At 59.9% G+C, this 18,642-nt stretch carries 18 protein-coding genes; 11 read left to right on the top strand and 7 right to left on the bottom strand.

The genetic code is table 11. From position 1 onward, the window contains the following. Window positions 1–235: 235 nt before the first annotated feature. The 3 genes from IU397_RS18365 to IU397_RS18375 are packed head-to-tail and all read left to right on the top strand — an operon-like array spanning window position 236 to window position 1,426. The gene (locus IU397_RS18365) at window positions 236–541 is read left to right on the top strand and encodes a helix-turn-helix transcriptional regulator (protein WP_204416576.1); all 306 of its coding nucleotides are present in this window, start codon (window positions 236–238) and stop codon (window positions 539–541) included. Then, window positions 528–1,064, top strand: a complete 537-nt coding sequence (locus tag IU397_RS18370; protein ID WP_204416578.1) for an alpha/beta fold hydrolase — start codon at window positions 528–530, stop codon at window positions 1,062–1,064. Before IU397_RS18365 ends, IU397_RS18370 begins: the two co-directional genes overlap by 14 nt. Before the next feature lie 5 nt (window positions 1,065–1,069). Beyond that, a complete protein-coding gene (locus IU397_RS18375) occupies window positions 1,070–1,426 on the top strand; it encodes an alpha/beta fold hydrolase (RefSeq protein ID WP_204416580.1) in 357 nt (118 codons plus the stop codon). 312 nt (window positions 1,427–1,738) lie between these two features. On the opposite strand, the gene IU397_RS18380 is transcribed toward IU397_RS18375, so the two are convergent. Further along, window positions 1,739–3,364 (bottom strand): long-chain-fatty-acid--CoA ligase, encoded by a 1,626-nt coding sequence (locus tag IU397_RS18380; protein ID WP_204416581.1) that lies wholly within the window; start codon window positions 3,362–3,364, stop codon window positions 1,739–1,741. A gap of 539 nt (window positions 3,365–3,903) precedes the next feature. Here IU397_RS18380 and IU397_RS18385 point away from each other — a divergent pair. Continuing rightward, window positions 3,904–4,857, top strand: a complete 954-nt coding sequence (locus tag IU397_RS18385) for a hypothetical protein (protein WP_204416583.1) — start codon at window positions 3,904–3,906, stop codon at window positions 4,855–4,857. A 100-nt stretch (window positions 4,858–4,957) separates the two neighbouring features. Here the strand turns inward: IU397_RS18385 and IU397_RS18390 are convergent, their stop codons facing one another. Genes IU397_RS18390 through IU397_RS18400 form a run of 3 tightly spaced genes read right to left on the bottom strand, consistent with a single transcriptional unit; the run spans window position 4,958 to window position 7,588 of the window. Next, window positions 4,958–5,416, bottom strand: a complete 459-nt coding sequence (locus IU397_RS18390; RefSeq protein WP_370541725.1) for an acyl-CoA thioesterase — start codon at window positions 5,414–5,416, stop codon at window positions 4,958–4,960. Continuing rightward, on the bottom strand, window positions 5,413–6,558 hold the full coding sequence (locus tag IU397_RS18395; protein WP_204416587.1) for an iron-containing alcohol dehydrogenase: 1,146 nt from the start codon (window positions 6,556–6,558) through the stop codon (window positions 5,413–5,415). The genes IU397_RS18390 and IU397_RS18395 overlap by 4 nt, the downstream gene beginning before the upstream one ends. Next, on the bottom strand, window positions 6,551–7,588 hold the full coding sequence (locus IU397_RS18400) for an NADP-dependent oxidoreductase (RefSeq protein WP_204416589.1): 1,038 nt from the start codon (window positions 7,586–7,588) through the stop codon (window positions 6,551–6,553). The genes IU397_RS18395 and IU397_RS18400 overlap by 8 nt, the downstream gene beginning before the upstream one ends. A 136-nt stretch (window positions 7,589–7,724) precedes the next feature. On the opposite strand from IU397_RS18400, the gene IU397_RS18405 reads away from it, so the two are divergent. Beyond that, window positions 7,725–8,402, top strand: coding sequence for a DNA-3-methyladenine glycosylase I (locus tag IU397_RS18405; RefSeq protein ID WP_204416591.1), 678 nt, complete (start codon window positions 7,725–7,727; stop codon window positions 8,400–8,402). 479 nt (window positions 8,403–8,881) lie between these two features. Then, a complete protein-coding gene (locus tag IU397_RS18410) occupies window positions 8,882–9,319 on the top strand; it encodes a DMT family transporter (RefSeq protein WP_204416593.1) in 438 nt (145 codons plus the stop codon). Window positions 9,320–9,380: 61 nt separating this feature from the next. Here the strand turns inward: IU397_RS18410 and IU397_RS18415 are convergent, their stop codons facing one another. The 3 genes from IU397_RS18415 to proS form a co-directional block, all read right to left on the bottom strand. After that, complete coding sequence (locus IU397_RS18415) at window positions 9,381–10,055, bottom strand: ABC transporter ATP-binding protein (RefSeq protein ID WP_204416595.1); 675 nt, start codon at window positions 10,053–10,055, stop codon at window positions 9,381–9,383. After that, the gene (locus IU397_RS18420) at window positions 10,048–11,340 is read right to left on the bottom strand and encodes a lipoprotein-releasing ABC transporter permease subunit (RefSeq protein WP_204416597.1); all 1,293 of its coding nucleotides are present in this window, start codon (window positions 11,338–11,340) and stop codon (window positions 10,048–10,050) included. Before IU397_RS18420 ends, IU397_RS18415 begins: the two co-directional genes overlap by 8 nt. Window positions 11,341–11,702: 362 nt before the next feature. Then, complete coding sequence (proS, locus tag IU397_RS18425; RefSeq protein ID WP_204416599.1) at window positions 11,703–13,040, bottom strand: proline--tRNA ligase; 1,338 nt, start codon at window positions 13,038–13,040, stop codon at window positions 11,703–11,705. A 213-nt stretch (window positions 13,041–13,253) separates the two neighbouring features. Here proS and IU397_RS18430 point away from each other — a divergent pair, with 213 nt between their 5' ends. The 5 genes from IU397_RS18430 (at window position 13,254) to IU397_RS18450 (ending at window position 18,561) form a co-directional block, all read left to right on the top strand. Beyond that, window positions 13,254–13,769: a fasciclin domain-containing protein gene (locus IU397_RS18430; protein ID WP_204416601.1), complete on the top strand. Its 516-nt coding sequence runs from the start codon at window positions 13,254–13,256 to the stop codon at window positions 13,767–13,769. A gap of 155 nt (window positions 13,770–13,924) precedes the next feature. Then, window positions 13,925–14,428: a fasciclin domain-containing protein gene (locus IU397_RS18435; RefSeq protein WP_204416603.1), complete on the top strand. Its 504-nt coding sequence runs from the start codon at window positions 13,925–13,927 to the stop codon at window positions 14,426–14,428. 129 nt (window positions 14,429–14,557) lie between these two features. Next, entirely contained in the window at window positions 14,558–15,634 is a 1,077-nt protein-coding gene (locus tag IU397_RS18440; RefSeq protein ID WP_204416605.1) for an AI-2E family transporter, read from the top strand. A 2-nt stretch (window positions 15,635–15,636) separates the two neighbouring features. Beyond that, window positions 15,637–16,308: a DnaA ATPase domain-containing protein gene (locus IU397_RS18445; RefSeq protein ID WP_204416607.1), complete on the top strand. Its 672-nt coding sequence runs from the start codon at window positions 15,637–15,639 to the stop codon at window positions 16,306–16,308. Window positions 16,309–16,392: 84 nt separating this feature from the next. After that, window positions 16,393–18,561 carry an RNA degradosome polyphosphate kinase gene (locus tag IU397_RS18450; protein WP_204416609.1) on the top strand — a complete coding sequence of 723 codons (2,169 nt, stop codon included), beginning with the start codon at window positions 16,393–16,395 and terminating at the stop codon, window positions 18,559–18,561. The last annotated feature ends 81 nt before the right edge of the window (window positions 18,562–18,642 follow it).

The raw sequence follows: 18,642 nt of genomic DNA on the forward strand, positions 1-18,642 counted from the left end.
CCGAACCGGCAAAACGACAGACCGACAGGCCGCCCGGTACAACCAGCGGAACAATAAGCCCGCGAACAGCCCAGCGAGGCTGCCAGAACCTCAAATCACTGCGACCTCTTCAACAAAATAAGCCCAAATCGCACCAATGCTGCGCACAGCATGTATGTCTGCTTTGGCAATTAGTGAAAATTAAACGACAAAAAATCGCATTGACTCATAGCTAAATAACTAAGTATTAACAGATATGGCTGATCACCTAGAACAATCAAAAGCCCTTGCAAGCGAAGCAAGACTATCCATTTTGAAGTGGCTAGCTGAACCTGACGCATACTTTTCTCATCAAGTGACAGGCAAGCCGTCCGAGATTGGTGTGTGTGTCACGCTGCTAACCGAAAAATTAGAAATGGCGCAGCCTACTGTAAGCCGTCACCTTGAACTGTTGCGGCGCGCTGGATTTGTAGACGTTAACAAGATCGGTCGGTGGTCCTTTTTCAACCGCGACGAAGCCGCAATTTCTGAGTTTAAGAGGTGGATCAATGACCATCTTTGAAGATGCTGATGCAAAGCTGCTCCCCGGCTTTGCGCGGCAATGGATCAATGTCGCCGATGGCAGGGTTCTTGCCCTTGTTGGTGGCACTGGACCTGCATTATTGATGCTACATGGTGATCCGCAAACCCATTTGTGTTGGCACCACCTTGCTCCAAAACTGACAGACCGGTTTACGGTTGTTCTGACCGATATTCGTGGACGCGGTGAAACGCACAAGCCCGGTTATAGTGCCAGTGCGAACGCCTACACGAAACGAGAAATGGCGGCAGAACAGTTAGCGGTCATGCAACAATTCGGCTTTGATACATTCTCATTGGTTGCCCATGACAGAGGTGCACGAGTAGCGCAACGACTTGCCCTCGATCATCCGGCAGCAGTTACTCAACTCGTCGTTATGGACATCATCTCCTCACTGGATTTCTATGAAAATTCTAACGCCCAGATTGCTCAGGATTATTTCTACTTCTCGTTCCTGACACAAGACTATCCCGTGCCGGAGACCCCGATGCCTTTCTGCGGTTAATCCTGTTGGGACTCTCTGACAAGACGGTGCATTATGATGCACTGGCGTTGAAGGCTTACCTGACCGCCAACACGACGCCGGACGCAATTTCGGCCATGTGTGAGTGTTTTCGTGCTGGTTTTCACATCGACCGCCAACATGATGAAACTGATCGTGTGAGTGGAACAACAATCAAATGTCCAACTCTCGTAATGTGGGGCGAGCGCGGCGTTGTAGGTAAGCATTTCGATGTTGAGCGCATTTGGAACGCTTGGTGCGACCAGCCTAACTTCGCACCAATGCCGTCTGGACACTTCATTCCCGAAGAAGCGCCCGATGCAGCTCTCTCGGCATTGAATACCTTTCTAATAGTATCCGAATAACGAGGCCTCAAATGTCGAAAACCTTTATTACCTGAGCAATCACGTGCGCCGGAGACGGGCCTATCGGCGGTCAAGCGGACAAATAAGGAGCCGAAAGCAACCATTGGCGCAATCGCAGCGAAATGGCGCTTAGTCCGCTTAACAGACCTTGGGTTTTCCACCAGCCGCCTGCGTCGAGGCGAACCAGTCAGTGTGGCGGAGTGGGGCTTATCACCACCTTTGCTCGCTTGAGGCAGAGGCCGGTGATGGTCTTCGCTCCGCGCGGTTTGTAATGGGCGGATCTTATTGGGAGCGGTGGGTGGATCGCCCACCCTACGCGGGGAGGGCGTGGTCGGCGTATTCCTGGCGGAGGGTGAGTTTTGAGACTTTGCCGGTGGCGGTGAGTGGGAGGGTGTCGACAAAGACGATGTCGTCGGGCAGTTGCCATTTGGCGAGGTATTGGGCCAGGTGGCTGAGGATATCTGATTTCTTGGGCGGGATGTCCTCGGCGGCGACGGCGACCATCAGAGGGCGTTCGTCCCACTTGGGATGTGGGACGGCGATGACGGCGCAATTGGCGATGCCGGGATGGGACATGGCCATATTCTCGACATCGAGCGAGCTGATCCATTCGCCGCCCGATTTGATCAGGTCCTTGGCGCGGTCGGTGATCGTGAGGAACCCGTCCGCATCGATGCTGGCAACGTCGCCGGTGCCAAACCACCCATCGGGGTCGAGCGCCTGGGCCGTGGCCTCGGGGTTGGCGAAATAGCCGGAAACGATGGAGTTGCCACGGACATACAGCTCTCCGCTGGCCTGGCCGTCATGGGGGAGAGCGGCCCCGGCTTCGTCCACGATCTTGAGGTCCACGCCAAAGCAGCGGCGGCCCTGTTTCGCCTTGACATCAACGCGTTGCTCCAGCGGGTGGTCGTCCATGGAGGGTGGCAGATGGCCGACCGTGCCGACGGGGCTCATCTCGGTCATGCCCCAGGCGTGGCAGACGGAAACGTCCATCCGCTCGAACGCGTCGATCATGGAGCGGGGGGCGGCGGAGCCCCCGATGATGACCTCGCCAAAGCCCACGGGTTTGGCACCGCGCTGTTTGATCTCGGCCAGAAGACCCAGCCAGACGGTGGGCACGCCCCAGGCGGAGAAGACCTGTTCGTCATTCATCAAATCCCATAGGCTGGCGCCGTCCAGGCGGGGGCCAGGCATCACTAAGGACGCTCCGGTGAGCGGCGCAGCATAGGGCAGACCCCAGGCATTGACGTGGAACAGCGGCACGACGGGCAGGATTTTGCGGCCCGGTTGGAGGCAGTCGCGCAGGGAGATCGCACACAACATCGTGTGGAGCACGGTAGAGCGGTGGGAATATAGCGCGCCCTTGGGGTGGCCCGTGGTGCCGGAGGTGTAGCAGAGGCCAGAGGCTGTATCCTCGGGGAATTCGGGCCAGGCGTAGTGGGGGTCTTGGGCGGTGAGGAGGTCTTCGTAACAGAGGAGGTCGAGGGGGCTGTCGGGCATGTGGGCGCGGGCGGTCATGACGACGAAGCGGAGGGTTTTGGGCAATTGAGGGGCCAATTTCTCGACCAATGGGACGAAGGTGAGGTCGAGGAAGAGGAGGCGGTCCTCCGCATGGCCGATGATGTAGAGCATCTGTTCGGGCGAAAGCCGCGGGTTGATCGTGTGGCAGACGGCGCCGATGCCGGAAATGGCGTAGTACAGCTCCAGATGGCGGTAGCCGTTCCAGGCGAGGGTCGCGACGCGGTCGCCCAGGGAAATATCCAGCGCGATCAGGGCCTTGGCCATCTGGCGGGCGCGGGCCGCCATGTCGGGGTAGGTGATGCGGTTGAGATCCCCTTCGACGGTGCGGGAGATGACTTCGCTGGTCTTGTGGCTGTCTTCGGCGAAGGTCAGAATGTCGGCGATCCGCAGGGGGCGGTGCATCATTTGGCCCTGCATAGTGGTGTCCTCCCGTTTTGTTGTTAGGTCGATGTTCCACGGTGCGGAATGAAGTTTCAACAGGGAATGTGGTGGGGCCGGAGCGGCCCCCCGAGGCCGTGTGGGAGGCAGGCACAACCTATGCACAAAGCATGCACATTCCATGCATACGCGCCGCTCGGTGGGTTAAGGGTGTGGTGAGGATTGTGTGGGACAAGCAAAGTAGGTCCACTTTACTCAACCCGAGGAAAAATTCGACAAATGTCATAAGTGGCGCCCTAAAGCATGAACTATTTGCGTTGAGGGGGAGTTGTTACATGCGGGAGAACATCCTTAGCAATGCCAAAGACACCGGATGTCGCATTAAGATCCGATGACTGAGAACTGAAGCATCGCTAGTTTCGCGAGCTTAAGCCAAATAACTGAACTTACCGCTTGCTTGGGGGCGACTAGTGCCAGAATTTTGTACTTTTTTCGTATTTAGACCGAATGAAATCAGTCTAGTGCATTCTATTTCCGCTACCGCGAACTGGCAAACACGGGACATTCCTGACCCGTCAATGAAATATGCCTTCTCTGAACGCGGCGTGAAGGAATTTTCATGTACCAGTGCGTCAACTGATATGAGCATCCAATGTGATACGGAAAAAGCGGGACGATTGCTTCTGCTCCAAAAAGAGAAAACCGAGGCTGACAACATTATCCAATTGATATCAGCGGCAAACCTCATTCTTGAAGGTTTTCCGTTAGTTAAGAATCCACCTAACTCTGGGTTTGAACTTCCTAGTGATGAAGTAGATCGGGAGAGCATCTTTGAGAATGTTTTTCGACGCAATGGCTTCTTTCAGCAGTTCACGCACAGAGAAACGTTGCCAGTCGCGGTCGCGATTGCTGCTATAGCTTGGCCGGACAAGAAACTTGTATATGCTATTCACAAACTGGCGCGTAGTTACGAAACCGAGAGCGTTACCCCATGGTCAATGCACCCTTGCTATAAAGAGATGTTTCAAAAACATACAGAAAATTTCTCTTCGCATGTGGACACCTCGGTCGCGATTAATCTTGCTTATTCAGCAGTAGAGGAACTTGGACTTACAGTACAGGCGAGCGCAAAGAGGCCAAGATCAGTTGGGCAAGGGACCTTTAAATGGAATCCGGTAGTCTTGCTCCCATTCCAAGAGCGTTTGCAAAATGCCGGAACAGCCTCAGAACGAACAATAGACTGGATAACTCGTGGTCGCCAAACAGAAGTCAACATTTACAAAACGCTCGACAATCCTTCAGATTACTCAGACGGCGTCGATGTTAGAGACCGTCGGATAAACATCCCAGATGCAATAAATTTTTGCGAGTACTTGCGCAATTTTATGACTGCGCATGCATTCTCCACCGATACTACCCGGCTGGGACCATACGAAGTTTACAATGTCCAGCAGATCGCTCGTTTATTGATTTTGTCTAAGTGCGATCTTTGGAATACCGGGACCGACGATCTTCGAAACAGTTTTGGCTAAGCCGTGTTGACGATAGAGTCGGTGGTGATCCACATTGCATGTGGTTTGCTCATCTGTGAATTGATGCATGGCGTTCCGAGCAGTGGGCAGATTGCGTGCCTTATACCGGTTGGAGGCGGTTCAGGATGGTGCGGGCTGTCTGGTTGATGGGTTCGGGGCGGCGGGTTTGGGGGTGGACGTTGACATGGGTGAAGTGGCCTTGGGCGGAGGCTGTCTCGGCGTCATCGGCGAAGAGGGCGATGTCGTAGCGGATGGAGCTTTTGCCCAGGTGGGCGATGCGGAGGCCCGCGGCAATGGTTTGGGGGAAGGCCAGTTCGGCGAAGTAGTCGCAGCTGGAGGAGACGACGAGGAAGATGGTGGTGGCGTCCCCCCTGCACTTGGCTGCACCGGGGCCGGCCAGGATGCCTTCGCGGAGGAGGAAGCCGTTCACTGCTGTGTCGAAGAGTTGGTAGTGGATGGCGTTGTTCATGTGGCCGTAGATGTCGTTATCGGCCCAGCGGGTGGCGAGGATCTCAAAGTGCGGATAGGCCGCGCGCGAGTTGGGCGTGGGGCGGCTCACCACGCGGCCTGGTAGATGGCGAGGGCGTCGGCCTCAGCCACCTCGCGGGGGTTATTCACCAGGAGGCGGGTCTGGTTCATGGTGTCCCGGGCCATCATGGGGAGCGCGTCTTCCGGGATGTCGAGATCTCGCAGCTTGGGCGGCAGGCCGCAGCGGGCGGCGAGGTCGGCCAGCGCCTCGGCAAAGGCGGCGGCGCCTTCCTGGGGGCCGAGGCCTTTGAGATGCGGGAAGGCATGGGGGGCAAGCTCGGCGTATGGGCCGGGCGTCGTGACCGCGTTGAAGCGCAGGACGTGGGGCAGGACGAGCGCGTTGGAGAGGCCGTGGGGCACCTTGAAATGGCCGCCGATCGGGTAGGCCAGCGCGTGGACCGCCGCGACGGGGGAGTTGGCGAACGCCTGACCCGCGAGCATGGAGCCCAGGAGCATGTCAGCGCGCGCGGTGGGATCGTTGGCCACCGCCCGTTCCAGCGCCGCGCCCATCAGGGTCAGTGCCTGGACCGCCAGCATGCGGGAGAGCGGGTTGTTGTTGGGGCTGGTCGAGGCATAGGCCTCGATCGCGTGGACCATGGCGTCGATGCCGGTGGCGGCGGTTGTGGCGGCGGGCAGGCCCAGCGTCAGGTCGGGGTCGAGGAGCGCGATGTCCGGCAGCAAAACCGGGGAGACCACCCCCATCTTTTCGGACGCGCCTGTGGTGACGATGGAGATGAGCGTGACCTCGGACCCGGTACCGGCGGTGGTGGGGATTAGCATCAGCGGCAGGCGGGGGCCGCGGGCGTTGCCGACCCCGTAGATTTCGGGCAGCATCTGGTGCCCTTTGGCCAGGAGGGCGGCAAGTTTGGCGACATCGAGGGACGAGCCGCCGCCGAGGCCGAGGATGCCGGTGCAACCTTGGGCGGCTTGCGCTGCGGCGTGGACGATCGCCTCTGGCGGGTCGGCGATGACATCGGCATAGACCTCGGTCTTGATCCCGGCCTTGGTCAGGGCGGAGATGGCGCGGTCGACGATGCCAGTGGCCATCAGGCCCTGGTCGGTGACGATCAGCACCCAGGGGCCAAGGGGGGCCGCGCGAGTGGCGAGATCATCCAGCAGGCCCGCGCCGAACTGGATGCTGGGGGAGGTGTTAAAGGTGAACGTGTCAGGCACCGGGATCCTCCCCGACGCGCACCAGTTGCTTGCCGAAATTGCCGCCTTTCAGCAGGTCGAGGAAAGCTTGGGGCGCGTTTTCCAGCCCCTCGGCCACGGTTTCGCGGTAGCGGATGCGGCCGTCCGCGACCATGGGGGCGACTTCTTGGGCGAAGGGCGCATAACGATCATTGTGGTCAAAGATGATGTAGCCCTGGACGCGCAGGCGGCGGGTCAGAATGGTGCGCCAGGCGACGGGCAGCGGGGCAGCTTCGGCCACGCCCTGCCCGGAATACCAGGCGATCATGCCGCAAATGGCGATGCGCCCCCAGGTGTTCATGCGGGGTAGAACGGCGTCGAGGGTCTTGCCGCCGACATTTTCGAAATAGACGTCGACGCCCTTGGGCGCGGCCTCTTTGATCTGGGCGCTGAGTGTTTTCCAGTCGGGTGCGGCGCGGTGGTCAAGGCAGGCATCGAAGCCCAGCTCATCCGTGGCGAAGGCGCATTTGTCAGGGCCACCCGCCACGCCGATGACGCGCATCCCCTTGGTCTTGGCCAACTGGCCGACCAGGCTGCCGACGGCGCCGGTTGCGGCGGAGACGACGATGGTTTCACCGGATTTTGCCTGGGCGATGTCGTTCAGGCCGACCCAGGCGGTATGGCCCGGCATGCCGAGCACGCCGAGGGCGGTGGAGATGGGCGCGACCGACGGGTCGACCTTGCGGATTTCGTCCGCAGGGAGTGCGGCATGGCTGGCCCATCCAGTGCGACCCACCACGATGTCACCTGGGGCGAAACCCGGAGCGTGGGAGGCGATCACCTCCCCCACTCCGCCGCCTTCCATCGTGCCACCCAGCGGCACCGGATCGGCATAGGATTTGGCGTCATCCATGCGTCCGCGCATATAGGGGTCCAGCGACATCCAGATGGTGCGGACCAGGACCTCGCCCTCCCCCGCCTGGGGCAGGGCGCCGTGTTCCAGGCGAAAATGCTCTGGTGTTGGAGCGCCCTGCGGGCGCCCCGCCAAAACGATCTTGCTGAAGTCTGCCATGGTCGCCTCCCTTTGGTTTCCAGCAGGTTAAGATGGCCGGGACGGGAAAGCCAAGGCGATTGGTGGCAGCAGAGATCGCCCGGCGGGTTGCACCCTGCCCCGATCCATATCACCCTGCCTGCCAGGGGAGACAACCATGCGCAGTTATGACGAGATCTTTGCCATTGCCGCAGACCGCAAAGGCGGGGCTGCAGCGCTGGAAGACCTGATTGTGGGCGGGCCCTACCCGATCCCCACCCCCGAGACGCCACCCACGGAGTTACCCGAAGATCGCTGGTTGTCGGCCATGACTCGCGGGGTTTTCCAGGCGGGCTTCAACTGGTCCGTGATCGACGCAAAGTGGGACGGGTTCGAGGCCGCCTTCAAAGGGTTCGACGTGGATCGCTGTGCCATGATGAGCGAGGATTGGTTCGATCAACTGATCACCGATACGCGCATCGTTCGCAACGGGACCAAGATCCAGTCGGTACGGGCGAATGCAGTCTTCGTGACTGAATTGCGGGCCGAGGGCGGGGTCGGCGCCGTCATTGGCGGCTGGCCGAGCCGTGATTTTGTCGGCCTGCTGGCGCGGCTCAAGACCGACGGGTCACGGTTGGGCGGCACAACAGCACAGTACATGCTGCGCAGCCTTGGGGTGGATACTTTTTTGCTGTCGACGGATGTGGTGGCCCGATTGGTCGCCGAAGGGGTGATCGACAAACCGCCCACGTCGAAAAAGGCGATGGCCGCGGTGCAGACTGCATTCAATACATGGGCCGATCAATCGGGCCGCTCCATGGCCCAGATCAGCCGGACCTTGTCGATGAGCGTTTAAGTCTGTCGATCTTTTGCAAAGCCGGAAGCGGATGGCGCGGGCTTCGATTACGTTGAGACGCGGTCAGCTTTTTCCCTGCCGGATGGCGATGCAACGGGCAGTCCTGAGCCACCAACCCACGCTCTGCGGGACGTGCAAAGACCGAAACCTGCGGTCATTTCCCCTACGATCCTGGCACAGGTGTCGCATGGATATCATCGACACCTCACTCCGAGCCGGAAGGTCGCCCCGGGGCGTGAGCACATCTCTGGACTGAATAGCATCCCTCAGAAGCGTGCCAGAAATAGACCAACAACTCTTGGGCGAACATGGCCTAACAGCGCGGATGGTGGCGATGAAACCCCGGGAAAACGCCATTCCCGTCTCGCATAGGCGCAGGCCAAAGCATCCGTATCCGATCACAGGCGGAACACACCTTTGCAAAGCGCCACCCTTCATCTACCGCAACAAGAAAACTTTTCGCGGAAAAGGCCAAAGCCATGCTCAACCCCTACGCCCTGACGATGTTAGCTGCCGGGATCGGCATCCCGGTCCTTGCCGCGCTGAACGCTGCTTTGGGTCGGCATCTGGGTGCGCCCGCGCTGGCGGCGGTGATCCTGTTCTGCGTCGCACTCCTGTCGGCGCTCGTGGTCTTTGCGGTCACCGGTCCGCGCGGGATCCAAGGCATTGCCACAGCGCCAAAACATCTGTTTCTGGCAGGCGCGCTGATCGCGTTTTACGTCCTGTCGATCACATTCATTGCGCCGCATTTCGGAGTGGGAAACGCGGTTTTCTTCGTGCTGATCGGGCAACTGATCTCAGCCGCCATGATCGACCAGTTCGGCCTCTTTGGGGCGACGCAAACGCCACTGACCCTCAGCAGAGGGGCGGGCCTTGCATTGATGGCCGCAGGTGTTTTGCTGACACAACGGGGATAATTGGCTCACGTGCCTGAAAGGCGCGTCTCAAAGTCCTGACCATGGGGCAGGAGGATCGCCGTCACGCCGCAACCAATTGCCCGGTATCCAGGCGCACCTGCCGGTCCATCCGAGCCGCCAGATCCAAGTTGTGGGTCGCAATCACAGCCGCCATGCCGGTGCCACGTACCAGATCCATCAGGACAGAAAAGACGGTATCGGATGTTCCCGGATCCAGGTTGCCCGTAGGCTCGTCGGCAAGCAGCAATTTCGGTTGGTTTGCCAGGGCCCGGCAAAAGGCCACCCGCTGCTGCTCCCCACCAGACAAGGCAGCGGGACGATGATCGGCGCGGTCAGCCAAGCCGACGGCACCAAGCAACTCGACCGCACGCGCTTCGGCAGCAGATGGCGCAACGCCGCTCGCCAATTGCGGCAGAACAATATTCTCGGTCGCGGAAAATTCCGGCAGCAAATGGTGAAACTGATAGACGAACCCGACATCGGCCCGGCGGGCAGCCGTTCGACGGGGATCGCCAGCCTCGCTCATCTCAGCGCCCGCCAACAGAACCGTCCCCTGATCAGCTACATCGAGCAGGCCCGCAATATGGAGCAGTGTCGATTTGCCAGCGCCGGACGGGGCAACCAGCCCCACGACCTCTCCCGCGGCCACGTCCAAATCGACCCCGTTCAAGACGGGCACCGCCCCGTCACGGTAGGCCTTCACGATACCGCGCAACCGCAGGACCGGATCACTCATAGCGCAAAGCCTCGACCGGGTTCATGCGCGCCGCACGCCGCGCCGGAAAGATCGTCACGATAAAGGAGAGACCGAGTGAAAGCCCAATGGCGGATAACACGTCCCCCCATTGCAGGTCAGCCGGCAACCGGTAGATCCCCCGGGTGGAGGCATCCCAGACCGCCCCGCCCTCCCCATTCACCAACGCAAAGATCGGATCAAAATAAAGCGCGAAAAGGCACCCCAGGACCACCCCGAACACCGTCCCTAAAAGCCCGATCAGCGATCCGCATAGAAAGAACACCCTCAAGACAGAACCTTCGGTCAGACCCATCGTCCGCAGGATCCCGATATCGCGGCCCTTGTTCTTGACCAGCATAACGAGGCCCGACACGATGTTGAGCGATGCGATCAACACGAGGATCGACAGCAACACGAACATGACCGTATCCTCAACCTCCAACGCCCGCAGGAACGCACCCGACGCATCGCGCCAAGTCCAAAGCAGCGTACGCTCCCCCCCGGCCTGCATCAACGGAATGGCCAGATCATCGACCCGGTCCGGGTCTGCCACCATAACCTCCAACTCATCGGCAAAACCTTCACGGTTGAAATAACTCTGGGCCTCGGCAAACGGCAGGTAGATGCGGGTCTTGTCGATGTCGTAGCGCCCCGCCTGGAAGATATAAACAACCTCATAGGCCTTTACCCGCGGGCTACGCCCACCCAGCGGGTTGCGCGGACCATCCGGTGAGACGAGCTTGATCCGATCTCCAACCTGGGCCCCCAGCGTCGTGGCGACCCCCCATCCCAGGGCCACACCATCGCCCAGCCGCTTGATATCGCCTGAGCTTTGCTCAGGCGCGTTGATCCGCGGGACGGTCTGCAGATCCTCAAGGGTGATCCCGTAGACCTCCACACCCGAATTGCGCCCCCCATGGCTGGCCAGAACCTGACCCCGGATCAGCGGCGCGGCACGCACCACGCCGGGCACATCGCGGATCCGGTCAGCCATCTCAGCGAAGTCGATGATGGCCCGGCTGGGACGGCCCACATCATCGGCCTCGACGGTCTGGTAGATGGTGACATGGGCATTGGCGCCCAGGATCGTGTCAACGAACTCCGCCCGGAAACCCGCCCGAACCGCCAAGGTGATGATCAACGCGGCCACGGCAAGAGTGATGCCGATGAGGGAGATCCAGGTCATGACGCTGACCCCGCCTTCGGCGCGGCGCGCCCGCATGTAGCGCCAGGCGATCATCCATTCGAACCGCGAAAATGGCGGTGGGCCGGCAGCATTGGCCATGGGCGGGGTCCTGTTTTGTGTTCTACCTCTGCTCGCGCGCAACCTGCTGTGTCGAGGGGTCCGGGTCAAGGAGAACGGCCAGAAAACCAGGTATATCGGCGGCGGCAGCACATGCTGACCCGGCCAGCGGTTCTCCCGCCCGGACCGCGGTCGCGCGATGCGCGCGGCGCGGTCCCGTTGGGCCGGGCGCCGCCTGCGGCGGCGATCGGCGCACTGTACTCACCTCCCCGCTGATCTGAAAAGGGCGCGGTGCCATCAAGCGCGCGCAGGTGCACCCTCTCAACGCGCAAGAGGTTGCGTGCGCGCCACCTCCAACATTTTTGACCGGCTTTGCCGGGACAAAATGGCGGGAGCGTCCCGGTTCAGTGCGGCGCGTAGATTTGTTCCAGACGCGCAACAGCGACATCCGGCGTCAGTTCCTCACTTTCACCGGTACGGCGCGACGTCAGCTCGACAACGCCGTTCTTCAGCCCCCGCGGACCCACAGTTATCCGCCAAGGCAACCCGATCAGATCCATCGTGGCAAACTTGCCTCCCGCCCGCTCTTCACGGTCGTCATAAAGCGGCTCAAGCCCCTTGACGAGCAACGCCGCGTAAAGATCCTCGCAGGCCTTGTCGGCCGCGGCGTCCCCTTGCTTGAGGTTCACGATCCCGCAATGGAACGGCGTCACGCCTTCCGGCCAGATGATGCCTTTCTCATCATGGCTTGCCTCGATAATGGCCCCCAACAGGCGCGACACGCCGATCCCATGGCTGCCCATATGGACCGGCACACGCTCACCCGCATCATTGACGACGACAGCGCCCATAGGCTCGGAATATTTGGTGCCAAAATAAAAGATCTGGCCGACCTCAATCCCCCTGCCACGGCTGCGGCGCTCCTCCGGGATCTCCAGGAACAAGTCATCATCGTGGGTCTCGTCCGTGCGGGCATAGGGGCCGGTGAATTCATCCATCACTGCCTTGCAAGCGACATGGTCATCATAATCCACCTGCCGGTCACCAAGGTGCAGGTCCAAGACCGCGCTGTCGTAAAACACATCCGACTCGCCGGTTTCGGCCAGGATCAGGAATTCATGAGTGTAATCACCCCCGATCGGGCCACCATCGGCACGCATCGGGATCGCCTTGAGCCCCATCCGCTCATAGGTCCGCAGATAACTGACCAGATGCCGGTTGTAGGCATGGAGCGCGTCTTCCTTGGTCAGATCAAAATTATAGCCGTCTTTCATCAGAAATTCGCGCCCGCGCATCACCCCGAACCGGGGACGGATCTCATCGCGGAACTTCCACTGGATATGATAAAGCGTCAGCGGCAGGCTTTTGTAGCTTGAGATATAGCCGCGGAACATATCCGTGATCATCTCCTCATTGGTGGGACCATAGAGCATGTCGCGGTCATGGCGGTCCCGGACCCGCAGCATCTCGGGCCCATAGGCATTGTACCGCCCGCTTTCCTGCCACAGGTCGGCCGGTTGGATCGTGGGCATGAGCACCGGCAAGTGACCCGCCCGCTGCTGCTCCTCATGGACGATCTGCTCGATCCGTCTGAGTACTTTCAGCCCCAAAGGCAGCCAGGAATAAATCCCCGCCGCCTGCTGCCGGATCATTCCAGCGCGCAACATGTAGCGGTGGCTGGCGATCTGCGCATCGGCAGGCGTTTCCTTCATCACGGGCAGGAAATAACGGGTCAGACGCATCACGGATCCTCGATCACGACCAAAATCCCCGTTTGGGTATGTCAAACGCCATCCTGTCACAAGCATCTCAGCGCACGGGATAAAGACCTGCGCCGAGGCAACTCACAACATCGTCAGCAGAATAAGGCTTTTCCCGCGACGGGATTTGTCCATTTAATCGTTATACGTGTAGCGAACAATCGCGATCCAGACCAGTTTTCAGGGGAAGCCAGCATGAGATCGATTTTGACCGCCACTGCCATTTGCCTGTCCGCCGTGACAACCCAGGCTGCTGATATCGTCGAGCAGGCCCAGCAGGATGACAGGCTGTCCACGCTCGTGGGCGCGGTCGAGGCGGCCGGATTGGTCGATACGCTGCGGGGCAAGGGACCGTTCACAATCTACGCGCCCCAAAACACCGCCTTTGATGCGCTGCCCCCCGAAATGGTGTCAGACTTGTTGCGGCCCGAGAACAAGGATCAGCTGACCGATCTTTTGCTTTACCATGTTGATGACCGAAAGCTGACATCTAACATGTTCCCGATGCGTCCGACCCACTTCAAACCGGTTCTCACGAGCGAGCGGCTGTGCATTACCGCGTCCGAGGCGGGTGTCTCGATCGCGGACAGCACACCTGAAACAGCCAATGTCGTCGTGGCGGACATCAAGGCGGATAATGGGGTGATCCATGTGATCGACAAAGTACTGATCCCCGGCAAGCGCCCCATTTGCCACAAGAAAAAGCGGTAATACCCCAACCAAAACAACATCTTGGGACGATCACGGCACATCACGGAGCCGTGACATCCTGATACATCTCCATCCAGCGCACGGGACCGGGCGTAACCCCTGCCATGTCGCACAAGCGACCTGACCGTCCAACAGGACACTTACTGGGGAAGATCATGAAAAAGACATTACTCGCCGCCGCCTTGAGCCTTTCGGCCGCAACCGCCCAAGCCGCCAACATCGTTGAGATCGCCGCAGCCGACGAGCGTTTTTCGACCCTCGTGGCCGCCGTCCAGGCTGCCGGTTTGGCCGATACGCTACAAGGCCCCGGCCCCTTCACCGTCTTCGCGCCGATCAATGATGCCTTCGATGACCTGCCCGCCGGCACCGTGTCCAGCCTGCTGAAGCCCGAGAACAAAGGCCAGCTCACCAATGTTTTGCTGTACCATGTCGATGATCGCAACCTGACCGCAGACCGGATCCCCGCCGGCTCGAACTACTTCAAGCCGGTGCTGACCCAGGCCCGCCTGTGTATTACTAAAAACCGCAATGGCGTGTCGATTGCCGATAGCACAGCCCAAAGCGCCAATGTCGTCGTCGCCAACATCAAGGCCGATAACGGCGTGATCCACGTGATCGACAAGGTGCTGATCCCGGGCAAGCGCCCCGATTGCCACTGATCCGGACCGCTTGAAATCCGGGCAAGCCCCCTTTGTTACAAGGGGGCCTGTCCCTATTGGGCCCTTTGACCTTGCAACCGGCCCAACCATGGGCAATCTCTGCATCAGGGCTTAGGTGAAGGATGCGACATGGCACTCCCCATTCAGGAGCAGGCGAAATACTGGGGCATCGCAGCCGTGGCATTTCTGGCCGGGCTGTGGCTGCTCGGCGATGTGATACTGCCTTTTATCCTGGGCGGCGCAATTGCCTACATCCTGGATCCCGTAGCCGACTGGATGGAGCGAAAGGGGGCCAGTCGCGTTCTCGCTGTCTCTCTCATCACATTTGTGGCGGTCGTGGTTTTTGCGGTTGTGATCCTGCTCGTCATTCCGCTGCTGATCGAACAGGCCACCAATCTGGTGCAGAACCTGCCCGGAATTTTCAACAGCATGCTCAGTTTCATGACCGAACGCTTCCCCAGCCTGCTGGAAGACGGCTCTGCCATGCAGGAATCCCTCAGCAATTTGGGGGAGACGATCCAATCCCGCGGGCTTGACCTGCTCAACACCGTCGTCGGCAGTCTGACGGGCCTGGTCAACGTGATTGTATTGGTGTTTTTCGTCCCTGTCGTGGCGTTTTATCTGCTGTTGGATTGGGACCGGATGGTTGCCAATATCGACAATCTGTTACCCCGCGACCATGCACCGGTGATCCGGACATTGGCCTCCCGCATCGATAACACGCTGGCGTCGTTCATCCGCGGCCAGGGCACGGTCTGCTTGATCCTGGGGACGTTCTACGCCGTCGCGTTGATGGTTGTGGGGCTGCAATTCGGGTTGGTCGTAGGCTTCATCGCGGGCCTGATCTCTTTCATTCCGTTTGTCGGCGCGATTTTTGGCGGCATCCTCGCCATCGGGCTGGCGGTCTTTCAGTTCTGGGGTGAATGGATCTGGATCGGCGCTGTTGGTGCCATCTTCATGGTCGGGCAGATGGTCGAGGGCAACATCCTGACCCCCAAACTGGTTGGCAATTCGGTCGGCCTGCATCCGGTCTGGCTTATCTTTGCCCTATCCGCATTCGGGGCGCTGTTCGGGTTTGTGGGTCTACTGGTGGCTGTGCCGGTCACGGCATCGCTGGGTGTCATTGCCCGGTTCGGGATTGATCACTACAAATCCTCTCGCCTGTACAAGGGCCTGTCCCACGACCAACCGGTCGACAGCGAATAGCCATGCCCGAACAACTGGTGTTCAACCTGACCACGCGCCCTGCGCGGGATCGGGACGCATTCTTTATCTCACCCGCCAATGCCCTGGCTGTGACCGCACTTGACGGATGGCGCGACTGGCCGTTGGGCAAATTGATCCTGATCGGGCCGCCGGGCAGCGGAAAGACCCATCTTGCCCATGTCTGGGCCGCCGAAACGGGTGCGCAGATCCTGCAAGCGGGCACCTTGGGAGACGCGCCCCCCATGGGTACAGCGCTGGTGGTGGAGGATATGCACCTGATCGCAAGCGACAGGGCCGCTGAAGAGGCGGCGTTTCACCTTCACAACCTGACCCTGGCCCATGGCCATCCGCTGTTGATCACAGGTGATGGTGACCCGTCGACCTGGCCCATGGGCCTGCCTGATCTGGCCTCCCGCCTCGTTGGAACACCCACTGCCAAGTTGGAGCCACCAGATGATGCGCTGCTGTCAGCCTTGCTGCTCAAGCTCTTTTCCGACCGGCAATTGGCCCCGCCCCCGGCCTTAATCCCCTGGCTGGTCACGCGGATCGAACGCTCGTTCGAGGCGGCGCGCGATATCGTGGCACGGCTTGATGCCGCGACGTTGTCTACGGGGCGCCCGTTGGGCATGCGGCTCGCCGCCGATCTGCTGAGCAATTCGCCCGAACTGCCCTAAGACCGCGGCACCAAGGTGGACATCCCATGGCAGCTTCCCACACTATGTCATTGAACTGTCACAACAAATGACCATATCCTATCCATGACACATGCCGATTTTCTCAAAGCCCCGTTTCCCGAACCCATCGAATTAACCAATACCGACCTGTCTGGTCCTGCCCGTTTCTTCAACCGGGAACTCAGTTGGTTGGCGTTTAACTGGCGGGTGCTGGACGAGGCCAAGAATCCCCGGGTGCCGTTGTTAGAGCGGGTGCGCTTCATCTCGATCTCGGCATCGAACCTCGACGAATTCTACACCGTGCGCGTGGCGGGCCTGCGCGAATTGGCCCGCGCGGGCAACACATCAGCGGGTGTTGATGGCCTGACCCCAGCCGAACAACTGGTGCTGATCGATGCCGATGCGCGTCGGCTTCTTCATGCCCAGCAGACCGTCTGGAATGATGTCCTGGCCGAACTGGCCAATGAAAAGATACAACTTGTTAGTCAAAAGGATCTGGAAGCGTCCGAGCGCGCCTATCTGGCGGATTACTTTTTATCCCATGTGTTTCCCATCGTCTCCCCGCTTGCCATCGATCCGGCCCATCCGTTCCCTTTTATCGCCAATGGCGGTTTCTGCCTTGCACTTCAGTTGGAGAACAAGGCGACCAAGGCGAACCTGCAGGCGCTCGTCCCCGTACCTGGTCAGATCGCGCGGTTCGTATTGTTGCCCGAACGGGAAGGCGGCCACCGGTTCCTGCCAATGGAACAGCTGCTTTTGCTCAACCTCGACCTGATCTTCCCGGGCTACAAAGCCCTCGGCAATTGCACGTTCCGGGTCCTGCGTGACAGCGACCTCGAGGTCGAGGAAGAGGCCGAAGATCTGGTGCGCGAATTCGAAACCGCCCTGAAACGCCGCCGCCGGGGCGAGGTGGTGCGCATGAAGGTCTCGACCGATGCGCCGACCAGCTTGCGCGCGGTCATTCAGGACGAGTTAAACGTGACCGAGGAAGAGATCGTCGAGGTCAACGGCCTGGTCGGCCTGGGCGACCTGAAAGAATTGGTGATCGACGCGCGCGCCGATCTGCAATGGCCCAGCTTCACCCCCCGCGTGCCGGAACGGGTACAGGACCATGACGGCGACATGTTTGCCGCGATCCATCAAAAGGACATGCTGCTGCACCACCCGTATGAGACCTTTGATATGGTGGTTCGCTTCCTTGATCAGGCGGCCCGCGACCCAAATGTCGTGGCGATCAAGCAGACCCTCTACCGCACGTCCAAGAACAGCCCCATCGTGGCGGCTTTGTGCGAAGCGGCCGAGGATGGCAAATCGGTGACCGCGCTGGTCGAGTTGAAAGCACGCTTTGACGAGGCCGCTAACATTCGCCAGTCCCGCAGGCTGGAACGGTCAGGCGCCCACGTGGTTTACGGCTTTATGACCCTGAAAACCCACGCAAAGATCAGCGTCGTTGTCCGGCGCGAAGGCGACCAACTGGTGACATATACCCATTACGGCACGGGCAATTACCATCCGATCACCGCGCGCATTTATACCGATCTGAGCTTTTTCACCTGTGATGCCGCTTTGGGGCGCGATGCGACCAAGGTCTTTAACTACTTGTCGGGCTATGCCGAACCGGCCAAGCTGGAAAACCTGGCCATCTCCCCGAAAGGCATGAAACCCCGCCTGATCGAGCGGATTGCGGAAGAGGCCGAATTTGCCAAGAAAGGCAAACCGGCAGAGATCTGGGCCAAGATGAATTCCCTGATTGAACCAGATGTGATTAACGCGCTTTACGAGGCATCGCAGGCCGGGGTGAAGATCAACCTGATCATCCGCGGTATCTGCGGGGTGCGACCAGGCGTCAAAGGATTGAGCGAGAATATCCGGGTCAAATCCATCGTGGGCCGATTCCTGGAACATTCGCGCATTGTCTGTTTCGGGGCGGGTTCGGGCCTGCCCTCCCGTCGCGCGCGCGTCTATATATCATCCGCCGACTGGATGGGTCGCAACCTCAACCGGCGGGTGGAAACCCTGGTGGAGATAACCAACGATACGGTCAAGGCCCAGATCGTGAGCCAGGTGATGGCGGCCAATCTGGCCGATACCGCGCAAACCTGGATCCTGTCGGGCGACGGCCAAAGCGTGCGCCCGGATGCCAGCGGCGCCGGGTTCAACTGTCACCGGTTTTTCATGGAGAACCCGTCGCTGTCGGGGCGGGGATCTGCGGGTGCCGGCGATGTCCCGGCCCTGACCCATTCCCAGGATTGACCCTGCGTCTGAAATTGGCCCGGTGGTTCGGTGAGCATTGACGGATGGGTCACGCTACATGCAGTGTGCACGACAAGGGCG

This window comes from Actibacterium sp. 188UL27-1 (genome assembly GCF_016901225.1).
Classification (GTDB): domain Bacteria; phylum Pseudomonadota; class Alphaproteobacteria; order Rhodobacterales; family Rhodobacteraceae; genus 188UL27-1.

Excerpts from the sequence above, each read along its gene's own strand:
- IU397_RS18405 (WP_204416591.1), top strand. The coding sequence starts at position 7,725 with ATGCGCAGTTATGACGAGATCTTTGCCATTGCCGCAGACCGCAAAGGC.
- IU397_RS18385 (WP_204416583.1), top strand. The coding sequence starts at position 3,904 with ATGAAATATGCCTTCTCTGAACGCGGCGTGAAGGAATTTTCATGTACC.
- IU397_RS18430 (WP_204416601.1), top strand. The coding sequence starts at position 13,254 with ATGAGATCGATTTTGACCGCCACTGCCATTTGCCTGTCCGCCGTGACA.
- IU397_RS18420 (WP_204416597.1), bottom strand. The coding sequence starts at position 11,340 with ATGGCCAATGCTGCCGGCCCACCGCCATTTTCGCGGTTCGAATGGATG.
- IU397_RS18450 (WP_204416609.1), top strand. The coding sequence starts at position 16,393 with ATGACACATGCCGATTTTCTCAAAGCCCCGTTTCCCGAACCCATCGAA.
- IU397_RS18410 (WP_204416593.1), top strand. The coding sequence starts at position 8,882 with ATGCTCAACCCCTACGCCCTGACGATGTTAGCTGCCGGGATCGGCATC.
- IU397_RS18365 (WP_204416576.1), top strand. The coding sequence starts at position 236 with ATGGCTGATCACCTAGAACAATCAAAAGCCCTTGCAAGCGAAGCAAGA.
- IU397_RS18445 (WP_204416607.1), top strand. The coding sequence starts at position 15,637 with ATGCCCGAACAACTGGTGTTCAACCTGACCACGCGCCCTGCGCGGGAT.
- IU397_RS18370 (WP_204416578.1), top strand. The coding sequence starts at position 528 with ATGACCATCTTTGAAGATGCTGATGCAAAGCTGCTCCCCGGCTTTGCG.
- IU397_RS18435 (WP_204416603.1), top strand. The coding sequence starts at position 13,925 with ATGAAAAAGACATTACTCGCCGCCGCCTTGAGCCTTTCGGCCGCAACC.
- IU397_RS18440 (WP_204416605.1), top strand. The coding sequence starts at position 14,558 with ATGGCACTCCCCATTCAGGAGCAGGCGAAATACTGGGGCATCGCAGCC.
- IU397_RS18380 (WP_204416581.1), bottom strand. The coding sequence starts at position 3,364 with ATGCAGGGCCAAATGATGCACCGCCCCCTGCGGATCGCCGACATTCTG.
- proS (WP_204416599.1), bottom strand. The coding sequence starts at position 13,040 with ATGCGTCTGACCCGTTATTTCCTGCCCGTGATGAAGGAAACGCCTGCC.
- IU397_RS18400 (WP_204416589.1), bottom strand. The coding sequence starts at position 7,588 with ATGGCAGACTTCAGCAAGATCGTTTTGGCGGGGCGCCCGCAGGGCGCT.
- IU397_RS18415 (WP_204416595.1), bottom strand. The coding sequence starts at position 10,055 with ATGAGTGATCCGGTCCTGCGGTTGCGCGGTATCGTGAAGGCCTACCGT.